At 66.1% G+C, this 17,293-nt stretch carries 18 protein-coding genes, 1 other RNA gene and 1 pseudogene; all 20 read right to left on the reverse strand.

Annotation, left to right across the window (positions count from 1 at the left end):
• Positions 1-54: 54 nt before the first annotated feature.
• Positions 55-453, reverse strand: a pseudogene (locus L0D16_RS10985) (alpha/beta hydrolase); the annotation flags it as partial.
• Positions 454-504: 51 nt separating this feature from the next.
• Positions 505-1,227 (reverse strand): methyltransferase domain-containing protein, encoded by a 723-nt coding sequence (locus L0D16_RS10990; RefSeq protein ID WP_243031943.1) that lies wholly within the window; start codon positions 1,225-1,227, stop codon positions 505-507.
• 47 nt (positions 1,228-1,274) lie between these two features.
• Positions 1,275-1,943, reverse strand: coding sequence for a DUF4397 domain-containing protein (locus L0D16_RS10995; protein WP_243031944.1), 669 nt, complete (start codon positions 1,941-1,943; stop codon positions 1,275-1,277).
• A 112-nt stretch (positions 1,944-2,055) separates the two neighbouring features.
• Positions 2,056-2,556 carry a crossover junction endodeoxyribonuclease RuvC gene (gene ruvC, locus L0D16_RS11000; RefSeq protein ID WP_243031945.1) on the reverse strand — a complete coding sequence of 167 codons (501 nt, stop codon included), beginning with the start codon at positions 2,554-2,556 and terminating at the stop codon, positions 2,056-2,058.
• Positions 2,557-2,568: 12 nt separating this feature from the next.
• On the reverse strand, positions 2,569-3,624 hold the full coding sequence (ftsZ, locus tag L0D16_RS11005) for a cell division protein FtsZ (protein WP_243031948.1): 1,056 nt from the start codon (positions 3,622-3,624) through the stop codon (positions 2,569-2,571).
• Between the two features lie 26 nt (positions 3,625-3,650).
• Positions 3,651-4,895: a cell division protein FtsA gene (gene ftsA / locus L0D16_RS11010; RefSeq protein WP_243031951.1), complete on the reverse strand. Its 1,245-nt coding sequence runs from the start codon at positions 4,893-4,895 to the stop codon at positions 3,651-3,653.
• A complete protein-coding gene (locus L0D16_RS11015; RefSeq protein WP_243031956.1) occupies positions 4,892-5,476 on the reverse strand; it encodes a cell division protein FtsQ/DivIB in 585 nt (194 codons plus the stop codon). The genes ftsA and L0D16_RS11015 overlap by 4 nt, the downstream gene beginning before the upstream one ends.
• 33 nt (positions 5,477-5,509) lie before the next feature.
• Complete coding sequence (locus L0D16_RS11020; protein WP_243031984.1) at positions 5,510-6,307, reverse strand: UDP-N-acetylmuramate dehydrogenase; 798 nt, start codon at positions 6,305-6,307, stop codon at positions 5,510-5,512.
• The gene (gene murC, locus L0D16_RS11025; protein WP_243031986.1) at positions 6,282-7,637 is read right to left on the reverse strand and encodes a UDP-N-acetylmuramate--L-alanine ligase; all 1,356 of its coding nucleotides are present in this window, start codon (positions 7,635-7,637) and stop codon (positions 6,282-6,284) included. Before murC ends, L0D16_RS11020 begins: the two co-directional genes overlap by 26 nt.
• Complete coding sequence (locus L0D16_RS11030) at positions 7,634-8,653, reverse strand: UDP-N-acetylglucosamine--N-acetylmuramyl-(pentapeptide) pyrophosphoryl-undecaprenol N-acetylglucosamine transferase (protein ID WP_243031988.1); 1,020 nt, start codon at positions 8,651-8,653, stop codon at positions 7,634-7,636. The genes murC and L0D16_RS11030 overlap by 4 nt, the downstream gene beginning before the upstream one ends.
• The gene (locus L0D16_RS11035) at positions 8,641-9,699 is read right to left on the reverse strand and encodes an FtsW/RodA/SpoVE family cell cycle protein (RefSeq protein ID WP_243031991.1); all 1,059 of its coding nucleotides are present in this window, start codon (positions 9,697-9,699) and stop codon (positions 8,641-8,643) included. The genes L0D16_RS11030 and L0D16_RS11035 overlap by 13 nt, the downstream gene beginning before the upstream one ends.
• Positions 9,678-10,931, reverse strand: a complete 1,254-nt coding sequence (locus L0D16_RS11040) for a Mur ligase family protein (RefSeq protein ID WP_243032012.1) — start codon at positions 10,929-10,931, stop codon at positions 9,678-9,680. Before L0D16_RS11040 ends, L0D16_RS11035 begins: the two co-directional genes overlap by 22 nt.
• Positions 10,928-11,782 (reverse strand): phospho-N-acetylmuramoyl-pentapeptide-transferase, encoded by an 855-nt coding sequence (locus L0D16_RS11045; protein ID WP_243032014.1) that lies wholly within the window; start codon positions 11,780-11,782, stop codon positions 10,928-10,930. Before L0D16_RS11045 ends, L0D16_RS11040 begins: the two co-directional genes overlap by 4 nt.
• Positions 11,773-12,480, reverse strand: a complete 708-nt coding sequence (locus L0D16_RS11050; RefSeq protein ID WP_243032017.1) for a hypothetical protein — start codon at positions 12,478-12,480, stop codon at positions 11,773-11,775. Before L0D16_RS11050 ends, L0D16_RS11045 begins: the two co-directional genes overlap by 10 nt.
• Entirely contained in the window at positions 12,468-13,754 is a 1,287-nt protein-coding gene (locus L0D16_RS11055) for a UDP-N-acetylmuramoyl-tripeptide--D-alanyl-D-alanine ligase (protein ID WP_243032020.1), read from the reverse strand. The genes L0D16_RS11050 and L0D16_RS11055 overlap by 13 nt, the downstream gene beginning before the upstream one ends.
• A gap of 7 nt (positions 13,755-13,761) precedes the next feature.
• Positions 13,762-15,081: a peptidoglycan D,D-transpeptidase FtsI family protein gene (locus L0D16_RS11060; RefSeq protein ID WP_243032023.1), complete on the reverse strand. Its 1,320-nt coding sequence runs from the start codon at positions 15,079-15,081 to the stop codon at positions 13,762-13,764.
• Entirely contained in the window at positions 15,078-15,341 is a 264-nt protein-coding gene (locus tag L0D16_RS11065; RefSeq protein WP_243032025.1) for a hypothetical protein, read from the reverse strand. The genes L0D16_RS11060 and L0D16_RS11065 overlap by 4 nt, the downstream gene beginning before the upstream one ends.
• On the reverse strand, positions 15,341-16,201 hold the full coding sequence (gene rsmH / locus L0D16_RS11070; RefSeq protein ID WP_243032027.1) for a 16S rRNA (cytosine(1402)-N(4))-methyltransferase RsmH: 861 nt from the start codon (positions 16,199-16,201) through the stop codon (positions 15,341-15,343). The genes L0D16_RS11065 and rsmH overlap by 1 nt, the downstream gene beginning before the upstream one ends.
• 6 nt (positions 16,202-16,207) lie before the next feature.
• The gene (gene mraZ, locus L0D16_RS11075) at positions 16,208-16,642 is read right to left on the reverse strand and encodes a division/cell wall cluster transcriptional repressor MraZ (RefSeq protein ID WP_114313287.1); all 435 of its coding nucleotides are present in this window, start codon (positions 16,640-16,642) and stop codon (positions 16,208-16,210) included.
• 186 nt (positions 16,643-16,828) lie between these two features.
• An RNA gene (gene rnpB, locus L0D16_RS11080) (RNase P RNA component class A) lies at positions 16,829-17,196 on the reverse strand.
• Positions 17,197-17,293: the final 97 nt, after the last annotated feature.

Below are 17,293 nucleotides of genomic sequence, written 5' to 3' on the forward strand. Positions count from 1 at the left end.
CACACCCTGTTCCACTGGTGGCCTAGGACGAAGGAATTAGCATAAAAGGGTATGACGGGCGGCCTCCACTGCCAGGTCTAGGTCCTCGAGGTGCACCTCCAGGCCCCATTGGCGCAAGGGGCTCAGGTCGGGCTGGGGAAGGTTCCCGTAGTAGGCCAGGGGGTCCTCCTGGAGAAACCCCTGGCGGTCCTCCAGTCCATTCGCCCGCCTCTCCCAACCCCAGACCTCCAGGGCCGGCTGCAGTTCCCTTAGGTGCTCGGCCAGGAGGGCGAAGTTGGTGCTGCCTCCCAGAAGGCCGGGCACCAGGAGGAGGACCGCTCTGGGGCTTTCCGCCCGGTAGACCAGGGCATAGCTTCGGTCCAAGGGTCCATGGCCCGTGGCCACCCCCGGCAGGGGGAGGTACTCTTGGGCTAGGGCCAGGGAGAAGGCCAAGGCAAGGGGAAGGCTGCGCATAGGGCTATTTTCCCTGCAAACCGGATTCCCCTTGTCGCGCTGGGCCACAGGTCAGCGGGCTTCGGCCAAAAGTAGGCCCAGGGCTCCCAGCACCCTCAGTTCGGCCAGGAAACCCTGTTCCCGTACCAGGGCCAAGAAGGCCTGGGATTCTGGCCGCCAAAGCCCAAGGGAGGGCCCAGGGCCCAGGAGAAGCATGCCGAAAAGCCGTCCTCGCCACCGGAGGACCCGCCGGGCTTCCCCAAGGGCCCTTACGGGGTCATAGAACTCGTTCCAGGTGGGGCCTACGGCTACTCCGCCCAAGGAGGCGCTACGGAAGGGCAAGGCCTCCCCGTGGGCCAGGAGGTAGGGGCCGGGGCGCCGCCGCCTCGCCACCTCCAGGAAAGCGGGGGAGGGGTCCACGCCTATGGCCTCATCCCCCAGCGCTGCCCGGTAGAGCCCTGTGCCGGTGCCCACATCCAAGAAGGGGGGTCCCGCAGGGAGGAGCCAGTCCCGAAGGAGCGCCAGCTCCTCCCCAAAGGAGAGGCGGCCACGGGAGAGAAGACCCGTGGATCGCATCCGCCAAAGGTCGTAGAGCTGGGCTACGGGAGGGAGGCGGTTCAGGGCCCAAAGGTGAGGCCTTTCCCGCCCACCCCTTAGGTCCAGGAAGCCTCGGGCTACGGGGAAATGGCGGTGGCAGGCAGGGCATTGGCTGGCCCCTTCCGTGGGCAACCGGGTACGGCAACGGGGGCAGGCCAGGAGAGGGGAAAGCCAGGGAGGAAGGTGAGGCGCTTTCATAGAAAAGGCCGCCCCTTTTGGGGAAAGGGGCGGCGGGCTATTCCGTCCTAGCGATTTCCACCCAAGGCGGCGGCGTCCACCACCGGCACCACGGTAAGGGTGCCTGCCCGCACACTGCCCACGGCGAAAACCGTGTAGGTCTTGCCGCTTTCCAGGGTGACCCCAGGGAGGGCCAAGGCCACGGTGTTGCTGCCGGCTACCCGGACCTCGAGGTCGTACGTTCCCGCGGCCACCACCAGGTACTGGCTGGCCCGGGGGAAGGGCAGGTTAGGGAAAAGAACCGGTCCCCCTTTCACCGCCACGTCCACCGCTGGGGCGTCCGGGGAGGTGTGCACCACCCGCACCCGGGCAAAACCGGCCCGGGGGAAGAGGCCAGCTAGGGCATCGGTGTAGACCTGCGGCCGGATGTTGGCCAGAAAGCCTGTGGCGGCCACGGTGTAATAGATGCCTTCGTTGAGGTCCAGCTCGGCATCAATGACCACGGGGGCCTCCTGTCCAGCGGGGACCACCTGGACCCGTACCCGGGCTGCGGGTAGGGGGATATAAGGGGTAACCTCCTTAAAGGCCAGGCCGGTTATGGCCCGCTGCCCGTTCACCAACACGTCCACGGCCGGGGCATCCGGGGACAGGTGGGCTACCCTCACCATAGCCCCCTGGGCCAGGCCTAGGCCCTGGGCCGCTACCGCCATCGCCAACAGAAAGAGGATCTTTTTCATGCGATTACCTCCTATAGCAGTATCGGGTTTTGCCGGCCGTACAATCTTTGTCCAAGATACAAATAGCTTGCGGGCCCCTTCCCTAGGGAAGGGGCGGAGGACTTTTGCCGGGTTAAAGGGGCTTGGCGGCCTGCATCTTGGCGTAGAAGGCGTGGGTTAAGGCGATGGCCAAAGCATCCGCTAGGTGGCTGGGTTTGGGGGCTTCCTTAAGGCCTAGGATGCCCCGCACCATCAGGGCCACCTCCTCCTTCCCCGCATGCCCATGTCCGGCCAGGGCCTGCTTCACCTGCATGGGGCCATAGGCGTAGACGGGAACCCGGGCCGCAAAGGCCGCCACCAGCACCGCCCCCAGGGCCCAGCCCACCTTGTAGGCCAGCTCGTTTTGCCGGTAGAAGTACTGCTCCTCCACCGCCAGGGCCTGGGGGTGGAAGCGCATGAGGGCCTCCATCACCCGGGCGTGGATGCGGCCCACCCGTTCCTGGGCGGGTTCCTCGTGGGAGGTCCGCACCACCTCCCCGTGGAGGAGACGGGCCTTGAGGCTTCCCTTGGGCTCCACCTCCACCACCCCCAGGCCCAGATGGGTAATGCCGGGGTCTATGCCCAAAACCACCATGCCCTAGGGGCCCTAGTTGCCCTTTCTGGGAGGGTAATCCGCATCCCCGTAGCGGATGAAGGCGGGGATGTCAAAGTTGTAGGGGTCGGGGTGGGTGGGGAAGTCCACCGGCCTAAGGGGTTTGGGTACCACGGTGCTTTCCCCAAAGCCTGCGGCGATCAGGATCACCCTCAGCTCATCCTGGGCCCGTTCATCGTAGGTGACCCCATAGAGGATGTCCACATCCTCATTGCCCGTGGCCTCCCGCACCCGCTCCACCACCTCTGCGGCCTCCATAAGGGAGAGATCCTCTGAGCCCACCACATTGAGGAGAAGCCTTTTGGCGCCCTCAATGGAGCGTTCCAGGAGGGGGCTATGGGTGGCGGTCTTGGCGGCCTCCTCCACCCGGTTCTCTCCCCGACCTGCCCCAATGCCCATGAGCACCTGGCCCGCTCCCTCCAGCAGGGTTTTCACATCGGCGAAGTCCACGTTGATGAGACCCGGGAGGTTGATGACGTCGGTGATGCCCTTGACCCCGTGGTAGAGCACCCGGTCGGCGATGAGGAAGGCATCCCTTAGGGTCACCTTCTTGTCCACGGCGGCGAGGAGGCGGTCGTTTTGCACCACCACCATGGCATCCACCCGTTCCCTAAGGCGCCTGATCCCCTCTTCGGCGGCTTTTAGGCGCTTGGGACCTTCAAAGCTAAAGGGCCGGGTGACCACGGCCACGGTGAGGGCCCCAAGCCTTTTGGCGATATCCGCCACCACCGGGGCGCTTCCGGTTCCCGTCCCGCCCCCCATGCCCGCGGTGATGAAGACCAGGTCGGCCCCTTCCAGGGCTTCGGCGATAAGGTCCTCGGCCTCGAGGGCCGCCTTCTCCCCAATCTCGGGGTTGGCTCCAGCCCCAAGGCCCCGGGTGAGCTTCTCCCCCAGCTGGATGCGCACGTCCGCCAGGCTTTTGGCCAGCACCTGGGCGTCGGTGTTGGCGGCAATGAACTCCACCCCCATGAGCCCCGCCTCAATCATGCGGTTCACCGCATTGTTCCCCGCTCCCCCGAGACCGATGACCTTGATAACGGCTCCTTCCATCTCTGCCTCCTCTTCCCAAAGCGCAATCAGAATAGGTTGTTCAGAATCTCCTTAATCCGTGCCCAAAGACCCTCGCCCTTGGCCTTATCCTCACGCTTTTCCCTTCTTTCCCTGGCCCTTCGGGGCTCGGGTGCGGGCATGGGCAAGGTGGTGGCGTAGCGGACCAGGCCCACGGCGGTGGCATGCCCAGGGGTGGCCACCACGTCGGTGAGGCCGGAAACCCCGTGGGGCTTGCCCACCCGTACGGGAAGGCTATACTGCTGCCGTGCCAGGAGGTCAAAGCCCTTAAGGAGAGCGGTACCTCCGGTGAGGATGACCCGATTCACCTTAATCTCCAAGGGCCCTAGGGCCTCGTCCACCGACTGGCGGGCCAGGTGCAGAATCTCCCGCAAACGGGGGCGGATGATCCGGGCCAGTTCAGGAGCGGGTACCTCGCCCAAGGACCCACCTTCCTGATTGATCTCCAGCACCAGTTCGGGATCCGCCAGTTCAGGCAAGGCGGCCCCGTACTTGCGCTTCACCCTTTCCGCCTCCTCAAAGGGGATCTTCAGGAGCTGGGCGATGTCCTGGGTCACGTGGTCCCCACCCAGGGGCAGCACCGAGGAGTGGGCCAGACGGCCTTCACGGAAGACGGCCACCTCGGTGGTGCCCCCGCCCACGTCCAGAAGAAGGACCGTCATGTGTTCCTCCTCGGGGCCTAGCACGCCGAGGCCGCTGGCCAGGGGCTGGGCCACCAGGGCCTCGATCTCCAGCCCAGCATCCTCCACCGCCCGGCGCAGGTTGGCCAAGGGCCCCCGGCCTGCGGCCACCAGGTGCACGTCCACCTCGAGGCGCACCCCGGCCATGCCCACGGGATCCCGGATCCCCTCCTGGCCGTCCACCTTAAACTCCAGGGGAAGGGCATGGAGGAGCTCCAGCTCGCTGTCAAAGGGATAGGCCTTGGCCTGCTCTATGGCCCGCTCCACATCGGCCATGCCGATGCTCTGGCCCCGGCGGATGGCGGCTAGGCCGTGGCTGGTCACGCTTTTCAGGTGCGGGCCCCCCACCCCGAGGATGACCCGCTCCACCTTGACCCCCGCCACCCGCTCCGCCTGGTGCACGCTTTGGCGGATGGCCTCCGTGGTGCGCTCCAGGTTAACCACCACGCCCCGCTTCAAGCCCTGGGAGGGCACGGTGCCCTCGCCGATGATGTCCAAAACGCCGTCGGGGGCCAGTTCCCCGATCACGGTGGTGACCTTGCTGGTGCCGACGTCCAATCCCGCGATAATCATGGGCTTTCACTCACCCCCCAAGAATACAGGTAAACCTTCCCCTTTGCTCGGCCCGCCTGGGCATACTCTACTAGAAGTCGAGCCTCCGGAGCAAAGGCCACGCCCTGCGGTGTTTCCACCCAAAACCCGGCGGGGGTGTAGCGCAGCCGGGTGGCCTCGGGGTAGGCGCGGGCCAGGGCCAGCAGGTCCTGGACGGGCAGGGGGCCTTGGCCCTCCACCTGGGGACCCTTGGCCACGGGGGCCCCTCCGGAAAGCACGGTCCCGTCGGTGGCCAGGGCGTTGCCGTCCGCCAGGGGCAGGAGGGGTTCCCGCTCCCTCAGGATCAGGCGGACCTCCCCTATCCGGGGCTTCTCCAGCCGGGCTTCCGCCACCCAGGGGTCCTGACGGAGGGCCTCCAGGCGGCCATTCCCCACCCAAAGCCAGGGTTCACCGGCATAGAGCTGGGCGCGGGCCAGGATCTCCTCCTTTTGGAGGTGGCGGTTGCCTTCCACCTCCACCTTGTCCACGGGGAAGAGCACCAGGCTGGCCACGTAGAGGGTGGCGGCGAAAAGGGAGGCCAGCACAAGCTTCATCCTTACCATCCTAACCCCCCGGTGTGAAAAATCGGATAAAAGTTACGGCCATACCTCCCACTCCAGCTCCAGGGGCAGTTCCTCCTGGATGCGCTTAAGGAGTTCCAGCACGTCCTTGGCGCTGGCTTGCCCTAGGTTAACGATAAAGTTTCCGTGTTCTAGGGATACCATGGCGTCGCCCACCCTTAAGCCCTTGAGCCCCCTTTCGTCGATGAGCCGGCCCGCGGAATGGCCCGGCGGGTTTTTAAAGGCGCAGCCGGCGCTTTTGCGCTTGGGTTGGCCTTTTCTGGCGGCGTCCACCTCGGCCATGCGCCGCCTTATCTCCTCCAAGGGGCGTTCCTGGAGCCTCAGGCGCACCCGGGTCACGATCCCTCCTTGGGGAAGGCGGCTTTGCCGGTAGCCGAAGCCCAGCTCCTCGGGGAGATAGATGTGGAAGCGGCCTTCGTGGAAGATCTCTACCGCTTCCAGGGCCTCCGCCATCTCCCCGAACCGGGTCCCCGCATTCATCTTGACCGCCCCTCCCACCTGGGCGGGGATGCCGAGGAGGCCCTCCAGGCCGGAAAGCCCTTGGCGGGCTGCTTCCTGCACCAAGAGGGGAAGGAGGACCCCCGCCCCCACCCAGCCTTTTAGGTCGTAGGTGGCAAACTCACCATCCAGACGGATGACCCTTTCCGGGACCCCTTCGTCCATCACCAGCAGGTTGGAGCCATTGCCTAGAATCCGGTAAGGGGCTTCCGTGGCCCGTAGGAGGTCCTCACGGGTCTCCACGGTCCAAAGCTCCGCTGGTCCCCCGATGCCCAGGGTGGTGTAATCCTTAAGAAGAACCCGTTCCACCCTCATGCGCAAGCCTCCAGGCCAGCTCGGTCACATCCCCGGCCCCCAGGGTAAGCCAAAGGTCCTTTGGGGTGGCGCTGGCTATGGCGTAGGCCAGGGCCTCCTCCTTTTCCAAGAAGCGGGCCTTCGTTCCCAAGAGGTGGAGGCGCTGGACAATCCTTTGGGAAAGTTCCTCGGGGGAGAGGCCCACCCTTTCCCCGGCGGTGTACACGGGAAGCACCACCACCTCCTCCGCCAGGGCCAGGGCCTCGGCGAAGTCCTGCCAAAGCTCCAGGGTACGCAGGAGGCGGTGGGGTTGGAAGAGGACCCGCACCCGCCGCCCCAAAAGCCTGGCCGCTTCCAAGGTGGCCCGTACCTCCGTGGGATGGTGGGCATAGTCGTCCACCACCCAGGCCCCCCCCACCTCCCCCACCTTTTGGAAGCGCCTTTCCACCCCGGGAAAGCGGGCCAGGCCCTCGAGGATAGCCCCCGGTTCCACCCCGAAGGCCAAGGCGGCCAAGGCCGCGGCCAGGGCGTTTTTCACGTTGTGCTGGCCGGGAACCTGCAGGCGAGCTTCCCCCAAGGCCTCTCCCCGGTAGACCAAGAGGAAGCGGCTCCCGTGGGGGCCAAGCTCCAGCCCCTCGGCCCAAAGATCCCCCCCTTCCCCGAAAAGCCTTCGGGGAAGCCCTTGGGAAAGCCGGCGTAGCCTGGGGTCAAAACTGGGAAGGATGGCCAAGCGGGCCTTCTCCAGATAGCCCCGCATGGCCTTCTCCAACTCCTCCAGGCTTGCATGGTAGTTGGGGGCCCTTTGCCCGGGGGGAGCGATGTGGTCCGCCTCCAGGTTGGTGGCCACCGCGATCTCCACCCGCACCTCCCGGAAAAGGGGGTCGGACTCGTCCACCTCCGCCAGGCGGGGGCCAAGGCCGAAGCGGGCGTTGCCGGGAAGGAGGGAGAGCTCACCCCCGAGGAGCACCCAGGGGTCCAGCCCCGCAGCCAGGAGGATGCTGGCCAGCATTCCCGTGGTGGTGGTCTTGCCGTGGGTGCCGGTGACGCCCAAGGAGGGTTTTTGCCCCAGGAAATGGGCCAGAAGTTCCATCCTGCGCAACACCCCCATGCCCCTGCGCCGGGCCTCGGTCACCTCCGGGTGGTCCAGGGGAATGGGGGTGGGGACCACCAGGGTATCCTCCCCCTGGAGGTGGGCCGGATCATGGCCCCTATGGACCGGGACCCCCAGGCTCTCCGCCCGCCGGCCGGGAGCCAGGTCGCACCCGGTTACCTCTATGCCTTCCCCCAACAAGAGGCGGGCCAAGGCGCTCATGCCCACCCCCTCGAGGCCCATAATGTGTACCCGCTTCATAGGAACTCCTCCAACCAATCCGCCAGCCTGGCCGCCGCTCCCTCAGGGGAAAGCCGGGCCATGCCCTCCCGGTAGGGTTCGGGGTGGGCTAGGATCCTTTCCACCTGCTTGCCCAGCTGGGCCAGCTCTCCAAGCTCCGCCCCCCCTGCCTTTTGGTAGGCGTGGGCGTTGGCTACCTGGGCACCCCCGTCCAGGCTGGGGGAAAGGGGAAAGAGCAAGGCAGGTAGCCGGTGGTAGGCGGCCTCCGCCAGGGTGCCCGCCCCGGCCCGGGCGAGGAGGAGGTCGGCGGCGCTCATGGCCAGGGGAGCGTCCACGAAACCCGCGATCCGATAGCCCCGTGCTTCCAGGTGTCGGTAACGCTCCACCCAGCGCTCGCCCACCTGGTGGAGCACGGGAAGGCCCAGGGGCTTCAAGAGGGGCGGGAGCTTTTCGTTGAGTTCCAGGCTCCCTTGGCTTCCCCCCAGGACGAGGAGGAGGGGTTGGTCCTGGGGAAAGCCTAGCCGGGCCCTGGCCTCCCCTTTGGGGTAGCGCACCTCCCGCACGGGGTAGCCCGTGACCCGGGCCTTGCGGGCCAGCCTAAAGTCCAGGGGCACGGGCACGGATAGGGCCAGCCCCCGGGCCAGGGGCGCGAGGAGGCGGATGGCCAGACCTAGCTTGGCGTTTTGCTCGTGAAGGAGGACGGGAATCCCCTTGAGCTCCCCCACCATGGCCCCGGGAAACCCGGCGTACCCCCCCGTGGAGAGGATGGCATGGGGTTTTTTCTCGCCCAAAAGCCGCCAGGAGGCCTTGAGGCCTTGGAGGAGTCTCCAGGCTTCCTGGGGGCGAAGGGTGCTGCGGTCCAGCTTGCCTGTGGAAATCAGGGCGTGAGGAAGGGAGGTTTGCGGGAGGAGGCGGGCCTCGAGGCCCCCTTGGCTTCCCAGGTAGAAGACCTCCCGGCCCCGTTTCCTCAGCTCCTCCGCCACCGCCAGGGCGGGGAAAAGGTGTCCCCCGGTTCCACCCCCGGTCAGGAGGACCACGGCTCCACCCCCTTTCGCGGCGCTTCCCGGGCCAGGCGCATCATCACGCCCACGGCGAAGCCGGAAACCAAAAGGGAGCTTCCCCCATACGAGACCAGAGGAAGAGGAACCCCCGTGACCGGCAGAAAGCCCACGGTAACCCCGATGTTGAGGGCAGCCTGCAGGGTGAGGTAGAGGGTAAGGCCCAGGGCCACCAACCCCAGGGGTCCGGGGAGCCTAAGGGCCAGGGAAAGGCCCCGGGCGAAGAGGAGGAAGTAAAGCAAGAGGACCATGAGCCCTCCCAGCCAGCCGGTGGCGAAGACCACGCTGGCGAAGACCATGTCGTTGTGGGCCTCGGGCAGGTGGGGGAGGTTGCCGGAGGGGCCCTGGCCAAAGGGGCCGGCCAGGAGCAAGGCCTTCTGGGCCTGGAGGACTTGGTAGACGGTCTGGGTGGGGTTGGCTTCTCCCTGAAGATAATCCAGGAAGCTGGTGAAGCGTTCGGAGACGTAGCGGAAGCGGGCTAAGTAAACCCCGGAAAAGGGGGCCAGGGCCAAGGCCCCTGCCAGGCTTACCATGATGAGCCGCCGCCAGGGCACCCCCGCCAGGATGAAGAGGAGGGCCCCCAAGGTGACCAGGAAAAGGGCGGTGGCAAAATCGGGTTCCACCAACACCAGGCCCGCGGTGAGGCCCACCAGGGCTGCGGCCCCCACGATGGGGTAGTCATTTCCCTTCCGCCCCACAAAGGAGGCCAGGTAGAAGACCAGGGCCACCTTGGCCAGTTCCGAGGGCTGGAAGTTCAAAGGCCCCAGGTCCAGCCACCGCCGCACCCCACCCGGCCCGTTGCCCACCAAAAGGACCAGGAGGAGAAGGCCCAAGGTGGCCAGGAGGAGGAGGCGGGCGTGGCGAAGGAGCTTCTCAGGAGGCAGGACGAATCCCAAAGCCAGGGCAACTAGGGCCAGGGCGATGCGCAGAAGGTGGTTCGGGAGCAGGTCCGGCTCGGCCACCCCCACGCCCAGGAGGCCGAAGGCCAGGAGGAGAAGGGTGCTCAGGAGGAGGATGGGGTCCATGGCTCACCTCCCAGAGCATAGACGGCCTCCCGGAAAGCCTGGGCGCGGTCCTGGTAGTCCTTGAACTGGTCAAAGCTGGCGGCTAGGGGGGCTAGGAGAACGCTCCCTTTGTCCAGGCGCTTGAGGGCTTCCGCCACCGCCCGTTCCATAGCCTTGCGGCCATCGGCCTCGAGGATGACCACCACCTCCACCCCGTCCCCCAAGGCTTGCGCCATCTTGGGACCATCCCGGCCGACGGCCAGCACCACCCGTACCCGGGAAAGCAAGGGGCGCAAGGGGCCTAGGTCCGCCCCCTTGTCCTCCCCCCCCAGGATCCAGGCAATGGGCGGGGGGGCGGCTTCCAGGGCTGCCTGGACGGCGGGGGTGCGGGTGGCGATGGAGTCATCGATAAAGACCACCTCTCCCTTGCGGGCGAAGGCCTGAAAGCGGTGGGGAGGGGAGGGAAGGGTCCTTAGGCTAGCCTTCAGGGCCTCCTCGTCCAGGGGCTTTCCCAGGAGTTCCAGGTAGGCCCGGGTGGCGGTGAGGGCTGCCCTCAGGTTGGTTTCCCTAGGGCTTTCGGCGGGCAGGAAGGGGTAGAGCCGGGCGGGGGAGGCCTCGGCCGCCTGGCGCACCCGGGGGTCTTCCTGGTTGTACACCAAGGCGTCCCCTGGGGTCAGGTTCTTGAGGAGGTTGAGCTTGGCCCGGTGGTAGGCTTCCAGGCTCCCGTGCCGGTCCAGGTGGTCCACCCCCAGGTTGAGGAGGACCGCCACCCGGGGGCGGAAGGCGTGGATCCTCTCCAGCTGGAAACTGGAAAGCTCGGCCACCGCCACCTCGGCTTCGTCCACCACGCTCACCAAGGGGGGGTCCACGTTGCCCCCCTCCAAGGCCTTCAGCCCTTGCCCTCTTAGGAGGTGGGCGGTGAAAAGCGTGGTGGAGGTTTTTCCGGCGGTGCCGGTGATGCCGATGATGGGGGTGGAAGAGAGGCGGTAGGCCAGCTCGGCCTCCCCCAGGATCCGGGCCCCGCGTTCCCCCAAGGCCCTCAGCCGGGGATGGGAAAGGGGTACCCCGGGGGCGGCCACCACCTCGCGGTAATCCCCTTCCAAGTCCCAGTCGGGGGTGAAGCCCAAGGCCATGGCCTCTTGGACCTCTTCTACCTTCGGGTGGTCGTCGTAAAAGCGGGCGGGAAGGCCCCGTCTTTTCAGGAAACCCAGCACCCCAAGCCCGCTTCGCCCAAGGCCGTAGACCAGGATCATGCCCCACCTCCCATGAAGGCCAAGGCGGTGGCCAAGGCGGTGAGGATGACAGAGCGGAAGACGATCTTGGCCTCCTCCCAGCCGGATAGCTCCAGGTGGTGGTGCAGGGGGCTCATGCGCAGAAGCCGCCTTCCCGTCTTGCGAAAGTAGAGGACCTGGACCACCACCGAGAGCACCTCCAATACGGGCACGATGGCCGCCAAGGGCAGGAGCCAAAGCTTCCCGCTCAGGGTGAAAAGCCCAGCCAGCATGGCCCCTAGGGCCTGGCTGCCGGTGTCCCCCATGAAGACCTTGGCCTTGGGGGCATTGTGCCAGAGGAACCCCAAAAGGCTCCCCAGGAGGGTTTGGGCGAAGGGGTAGGGGTAAAAGGGGAGGAGGAGGATGGCGGCGACGCTGGCCAAGAGCCCGTCCAGGCCGTCGGTGAAGTTGAAGGCATTGGCTGCGCCCACCACCGCCAGGAGGATGAGGAGCACGTCCAGGATGGGCCAAGGGGTGTAGGCCACCTGCCGCACCGCCCAAAGGGCGAAGACCAGGGCCATGAGGGTTTGCAGGGCCAGCTTTTCCCGCGCCCGCAGGGGGCGGGCCAGGCTTCCCCCTAGGTCGTCCAGCAGTCCAAGAAGGGCAAAGCCCAAACCTAAGAGCCAAAGGCCAAGGAATCCATCCCTCCCCAGAAGCCAGTAGGCCAGGAAAGCGGCCAGGAGGAAGGCTACCCCCCCCATGCTGGGGGTACCCTCCTTGGCCAGATGGCTTTGGGGCCCATCCGCACGCACCTTCTTGCCTAGGCCCAGGCTTCTCATGAATACGATCCAAACCGCCGTGAAGAACCAGGAGAGGAGGAGGGCTAGGGCCATACCACCTCCTTGCAGGAGGCCGTCCGCATGCTGGGGACCAGGTAGAGGGTTTCCTCCCAGGTGGCGACATCTTGGGCTTCCGCCACCGGCTTGGCCCCCTCGGGCCGTACCACATAGACCCGGTTTCCTATAAGGGCTACCACCCCGCAGCTGCCTGCCTGGGCCTTGCGGGCGGGGTGGGGGAGGGAGAGCCTGTGCCCATCAGGATAGAAGTAGGCTTCCTCTCCCAGGGCCACCACCCGTCGCTCCCAGACCACCACTTGCTGGAAAGCGCCTTGCCTGAGGAGCTCCCCTTCGCGGTAGAGGCCGCCTTGTCCCACCCAGAATAGCCCTTCTTGCGTCCAGACCCCATCCCTTGCGGGATAGGGAAGGAGGTCTCCCTCCGCATACACCGCTTCCCCCAGACCCACCACCCCTTTCCCCCCCGAGGCCCTTAAAAAGCGGGGTACCCCGGGCAGGGGCAGGCTTTCCAAGCGGCCGTCCTGGTAGCGTAGGAGTTGGTAAGGGTAGGCGGCGTAAAGGCTGGTGGCGTCGGCATCCAGGAAGAGGGGAGGTCCTGGCAGGGCCACCTGGAACCGGCCCGTGACCAGACCCCCTTGGGCAAACCCTCCGGGATACGGCAGCACCGGGGGTAGGGCCTGCAAGGGGGCACAGGCGGGAAGCAGGGTTAGGGGAAGCAACGCCGTCAACCGTCCCATAGTTGCAAAAGCCTTTCCAAGCCCACACCTCTTGAGGCCTTCAGATAGACCAGGTCGCCGGGCTGTACCCTCTCCTTCAGCCACAGAAGGGCCTCCTCGAGGGTTTCCACCGCCTCGCCGCCCAGGGCCGCCTGGGCCTTGGCGTAGCTGCCCACGTAAAGGGGGCTAAGGCCTAGCCGCGAGGCTTCCTCGGCCACTTCCAGGTGGAGCTTCAGGGCTTGGTCTCCCAGCTCCAGCATCTCCCCCAGCACCGCCCACTTGCGCCCAGGCTGGGCGGCAAGCCAGGCCAGCCCCGCCCGCACCGACAGGGGGTTGGCGTTGTAGGCGTCGTTTAAAAACACCACCCCGTCCTTCTCCCGCCGCTCCATCCGTCCAGGGGGGAGGACTAGGTGAGCGAGGCGCTCGGCCACCTCCTTGGTATCCTGGCCCAGGACCTCCGCCACCCCCAAGGCGGCCAAGGCGGCCAAGGCCGGGCCCATGCCGGGATAGGGCACCCGCACCTCCCAGGGGCCGTAGCGAAAACGGCTTTCCGTGGGGAGGAGGCGCAAGTCCTCTCCCCGGAAGGTGGCCTCGCCAAAGCCGTAAGTGGGGAGGCCCTGGTCCAGGCCGAAGCGGCCCAGAACCTCAGCCGCTTGCAGGCTCACCACCGCCTGGGGAGCGGAGAGGAGGCCTACTTCCTCCCGCACCACCCCCTCGAGGCTGCCAAAGGCCAGAAGGTGTTCCTCCCCTAAGGCGGTAAGCACCGCAAGGTGTGGCTTGGCTAGGCCCATGAGCTCGGCCATTTCTCCCACCCGGTCCACCCCCAGCTCCACCACGCACCCCGGGGCCTTTGGGTCAAGCCCCAGGAAAAAACGGGCCAGGGGAGGGGCCGTGTTCTGGTTTCCCTGGGGAGCAGGGAGGCCGAGGGCCTGGGCGATGGCCTCCTTGGTGGTGGTTTTACCAGAGCTTCCCCCCACGGCCACCACCGTTCCCGGAAAGAGGTCCCGCAACCTTTCCCCGAGGGCCAAAAGGGCCCGGTAGGTGTCCTTTACCTCCACCGTGGCCGGCCCGGGTTGGTCGGAGAGGACCAGGTGGGCGCCTTTAGCCAGGGCTTCTTCCGCAAACACCCGGCCATGGGTGTTCCTTCCGGGTAACGCCACAAAAAGGCTTCCCGGCTGGACCTCCCGGCTGTCCCAACGGAGGTCGTGGACGGGTTTGCCGCCGGGGTGAAGCCTTCCCTTTGTGGCCCCGGCCACCCACTCCGGCGTTATTTCCCTAACATGATGTACATACACAAGCTACTCACCGCCCTTCAGCATAGGGGGGTACGCCGCGGTATGCCAAGAGTCCGGCGGCCACCTCCCGGAAGATGGGGGCCGCCACCTGGCTGCCGTGGACCTCCCCCTTGGGGTAGTGGATGGCCACCACCACGGTGTACAGGGGCTGGTCGCCGGGTACGAAACCGGCAAACCAGGCGGTAAAGACCTCCCGGGAATAGCGGCCGTTCACCACCACCTGGGCCGTGCCGGTTTTACCCGCCAGGGGATAGCCGGCAAGCTGGGCCCGGGGCGCAAGCCCCTCCTGTAGGGCCTGGCGGATGGCCCGAGCGGTGGCCTGGGAAAAGACCTGTTCGGACTTGGCTTCCTGGTGGGTAAAGAGCCGGGGGGAGCGGTAGGTGCCATCAACCAAGGCGTTAAAGGCGGCTGCCAGGTGCAAGGGGGTTACCAGGAAACCCTGGCCGAAGGTGTGGTTGGCGTAGGCGGCGGGGCTCCAGGCGTTAGGGGGGTTAACCACCGGAGCGGCCACCCTTACCCCGGGGAGGGGGGAGGGATCGGTGAGGTGGAGCCTCTCCATGTACCGGTAGAACACCTGCTTGGGTAGGGCCTCGGCTAGCCGGCTGATCCCCACGTTGGAGGAGTAACGAAGCACCTCGGCCAAGGTGAGGACCGGGGGATGGGGGACGGCGTCCCGGATGGTCCATCCGTCCACCACCCGGTGCATGGGGGCCTCCACGCGGGTGGTGAGGCTGGCTGCTCCTTCCTCCAGCAGCATGGCAGCGGTAAGGGCCTTCATGGTAGAGCCCACCTCCAGGGATACCAGGAAGGCGTGGTTTCGCCAGGAAACGTCCTTGGCCGGGTCCTTCCTGGGCGCTAGGGGGTCAAAGGCCGGCCCGTTGGCCACGGCCTTGAGATCGCCATTCCGGTCCATCACCAGCAGGGTGCCATAGGCCCCTCGGCTTCGCGCCAACCCTTCCCATAGCGCCCTTTCCGCCATGGCCTGGATCCAGGGGTCCAGGGTGAGGGTGAAGGAGCGGCCCGCCTCGAGGGCCGCGTTTAAGTCCCGCTCCAGCCCCTCCAAGCCCCGGCCCGAGCCCCGTTCCCCAAAGCCCAAAAGTTGGCTGGCGCTTGTCCCCAAGGGGTAGTAGCGCCCCTCCTTTAGGCTTAGGGCCAGGGGGGTACCGTCCTGGGCGTAGAGGGTACCCCTAACCACCGGGGTTGGCGGGGGAACCGTGAGGATCCTGGGGGGATGGGTTACCAGGCTGTAGAGCCCTAGGGCGAAGAGCACGAGCCAAAGGGCCAAGCCTAAAAAGACCCAGGATACGCGGCCCAGGCCTAGGGTCACCGCACCCACCTCCCCTCGCTCATGGGCAGGAATCCCTCTTTCTTAGCCCAGGAGAGCACCCGGTGGGGCTGGGTAGCTTGCCACCTTTCCTTGAGCAGGGCTTCCTCCTGGATGCCCAACTTGGCCAACTCCTCCTCCATCTTGGCCAGGTGGGCTTTTTCCAGCTGGTTGCGGTGGCCCAGGGCGAAGACCAAAAGGAGGGCCAGGAGGTAAAGGAGGCCGAAGCGCAGGGCTGTGGCTGGGCTTCCCTGGCGGCGCATCAGGCCACCTCCTTTTCCGCGGCCCTGAGCTTGGCGCTGCGGGACCGGGGGTTTCCGGCTATCTCTTCGGGGCTCGGGGTGATGGGCTTCTTGGTGAGCACTTTAAGGTGGCTTTCCTTCAGAGAGCGCTTTACCAGACGGTCTTCCAGGGAGTGGAAGGTAATGACCACCAGCCGTCCCCCAGGGGCCAGGACCTCCTCGGCTTGCCTGAGGAATTCCTCCAGCGCACCCAGCTCGTCGTTCACGTACATGCGAAGGGCTTGGAAGGTCTTACGGGCGGGGTGGCCGGCCTTGCGGAAGCCCACCGCCTGCCGCACGGTCTCGGCCAGCTCCAAGGTGGTGCGGATGGGGGTTTTTCGCCTTCTTTCCACGATGGCCTTGGCAATCCGGTAGGCCTGCCTTTCCTCCCCGAGGTCACGTAGGATGCGGTAGATATCCTCCAAGGGCAGGGTGTTCACCACCTCGTAGGCGGTGGGGCCTTCCTCCCCCATGCGCATGTCCAGGGGGCCTTCCTTCTGGTAGCTGAAGCCCCGCTTGGGATCTTCCAGGTGGAAGCTGCTTACCCCCAGATCCGCCAGGATGCCCGCCACCTGGCTAACCCCGGCCTCCTGGAGGACCTCCTTTAGGTGGCGGAAGTTGCGCTGAAAGACCCTAAGCCCAGGAAGGTTCAGGGTCCTTGCCCGGGCCACGGCCTCGGGATCCTGGTCCAGGCCGATGACCAGGCCTCCCCGCTCCAGGATGCCCTTGGCGTGCCCGGCTCCCCCCAAGGTGGCGTCCACGTAGACTTCTCCAGGGCGAATCTGAAGCCAATAGAGAGCCTCTTCGTACAGAACGGGAATGTGCTGGGTAATGGCGTTCATAATCTCCTATCCAATAAGTCCTCGCAAGGCCTCGGGGGCCGGTGGGTTTTGCATGATCTCCTCTATGGTCTTCCACCAGCGCTCCTGGCTCCAAATCTCCAGCCTCCCCGGGGCTCCGGCGATCACCACCTCACCCCCTTCCTGGAGGCCGGCGAACTGGCGGAGGGGAGGGGGAATCAGGACCCGGGAAGCATTGTCCATGCGGGTCTTATAGGCCCCGGAGTAGAAGAAGCGCACGAAGGCCCGGGCCTGGGCGTCGGTGAGGGGGAGGTTGACCAGCTGCTCCTCAATCTTCCGCCAGCGATCGGAGGGGAAGACATAGAGGCACCCCTCCATCCCCCGGGTGAGCACCAGGCCGTCCTCGAGGAAATCCCGGAAGGGACCGGGGATCACCACCCGCCCCTTGTCGTCCAGGCTGTATTGGTACTCGCCGAAGGGCATTTCCCACCTGGTCCCACCCTCTGGGGCTTTTGGAGGTTCGGGTTACCCAAAAGGTCCCTACCCAGAAGAGGGTTTTCCTTAGGGAGTATAGCATAGACCTCCCACAGTTTTCCACCATCTCCCACTATAGCCCCACTTACGTCCCACTCTTGCCACCAGAAAAAACCCCAAGCCGAAGCTTGGGGAGCCCCAGGACAGGGCGTAAGCCGGGTTCTGTTTTCGGCGGTCATCTCTCTGGGACCGGCGTCGCCGCCGGCCTCAAGCAGCCCATCCCAGGGGTTTTGGCGGGCCGGGCAAGCCCTTCCCCTCTACTGGGCCTTGCACCGGGTGGGGTTTGCCGTGCCGCCCCTGTTGCCAGGAGGCGCGGTGGGCTCTTACCCCACCGTTTCACCCTTGCCCGCACCAGGCCTAGCCTGGCCGCTGGCGGTCTTTTCTCTGTGGCACTTTCCGTCGGGTTACCCCGCCCAGCCGTTAGCTGGCACCCTGCCCTATGGTGCCCGGACTTTCCTCACCCGGGAGGTTCGGCTCCCGGGCGCGACCGCCCCCCTGTCCTGGGGCATCCTCCATTCTAGCCCGTTTTTAGGGTAAAGTGAAGGGGTTGTAATCGGTCAATACATCTGAGACTGGGGGACCGACTCCGCTTGCATTTTA

It is taken from the genome of Thermus altitudinis (genome assembly GCF_022760835.1).
Taxonomy (GTDB): Bacteria; Deinococcota; Deinococci; order Deinococcales; family Thermaceae; genus Thermus; species Thermus altitudinis.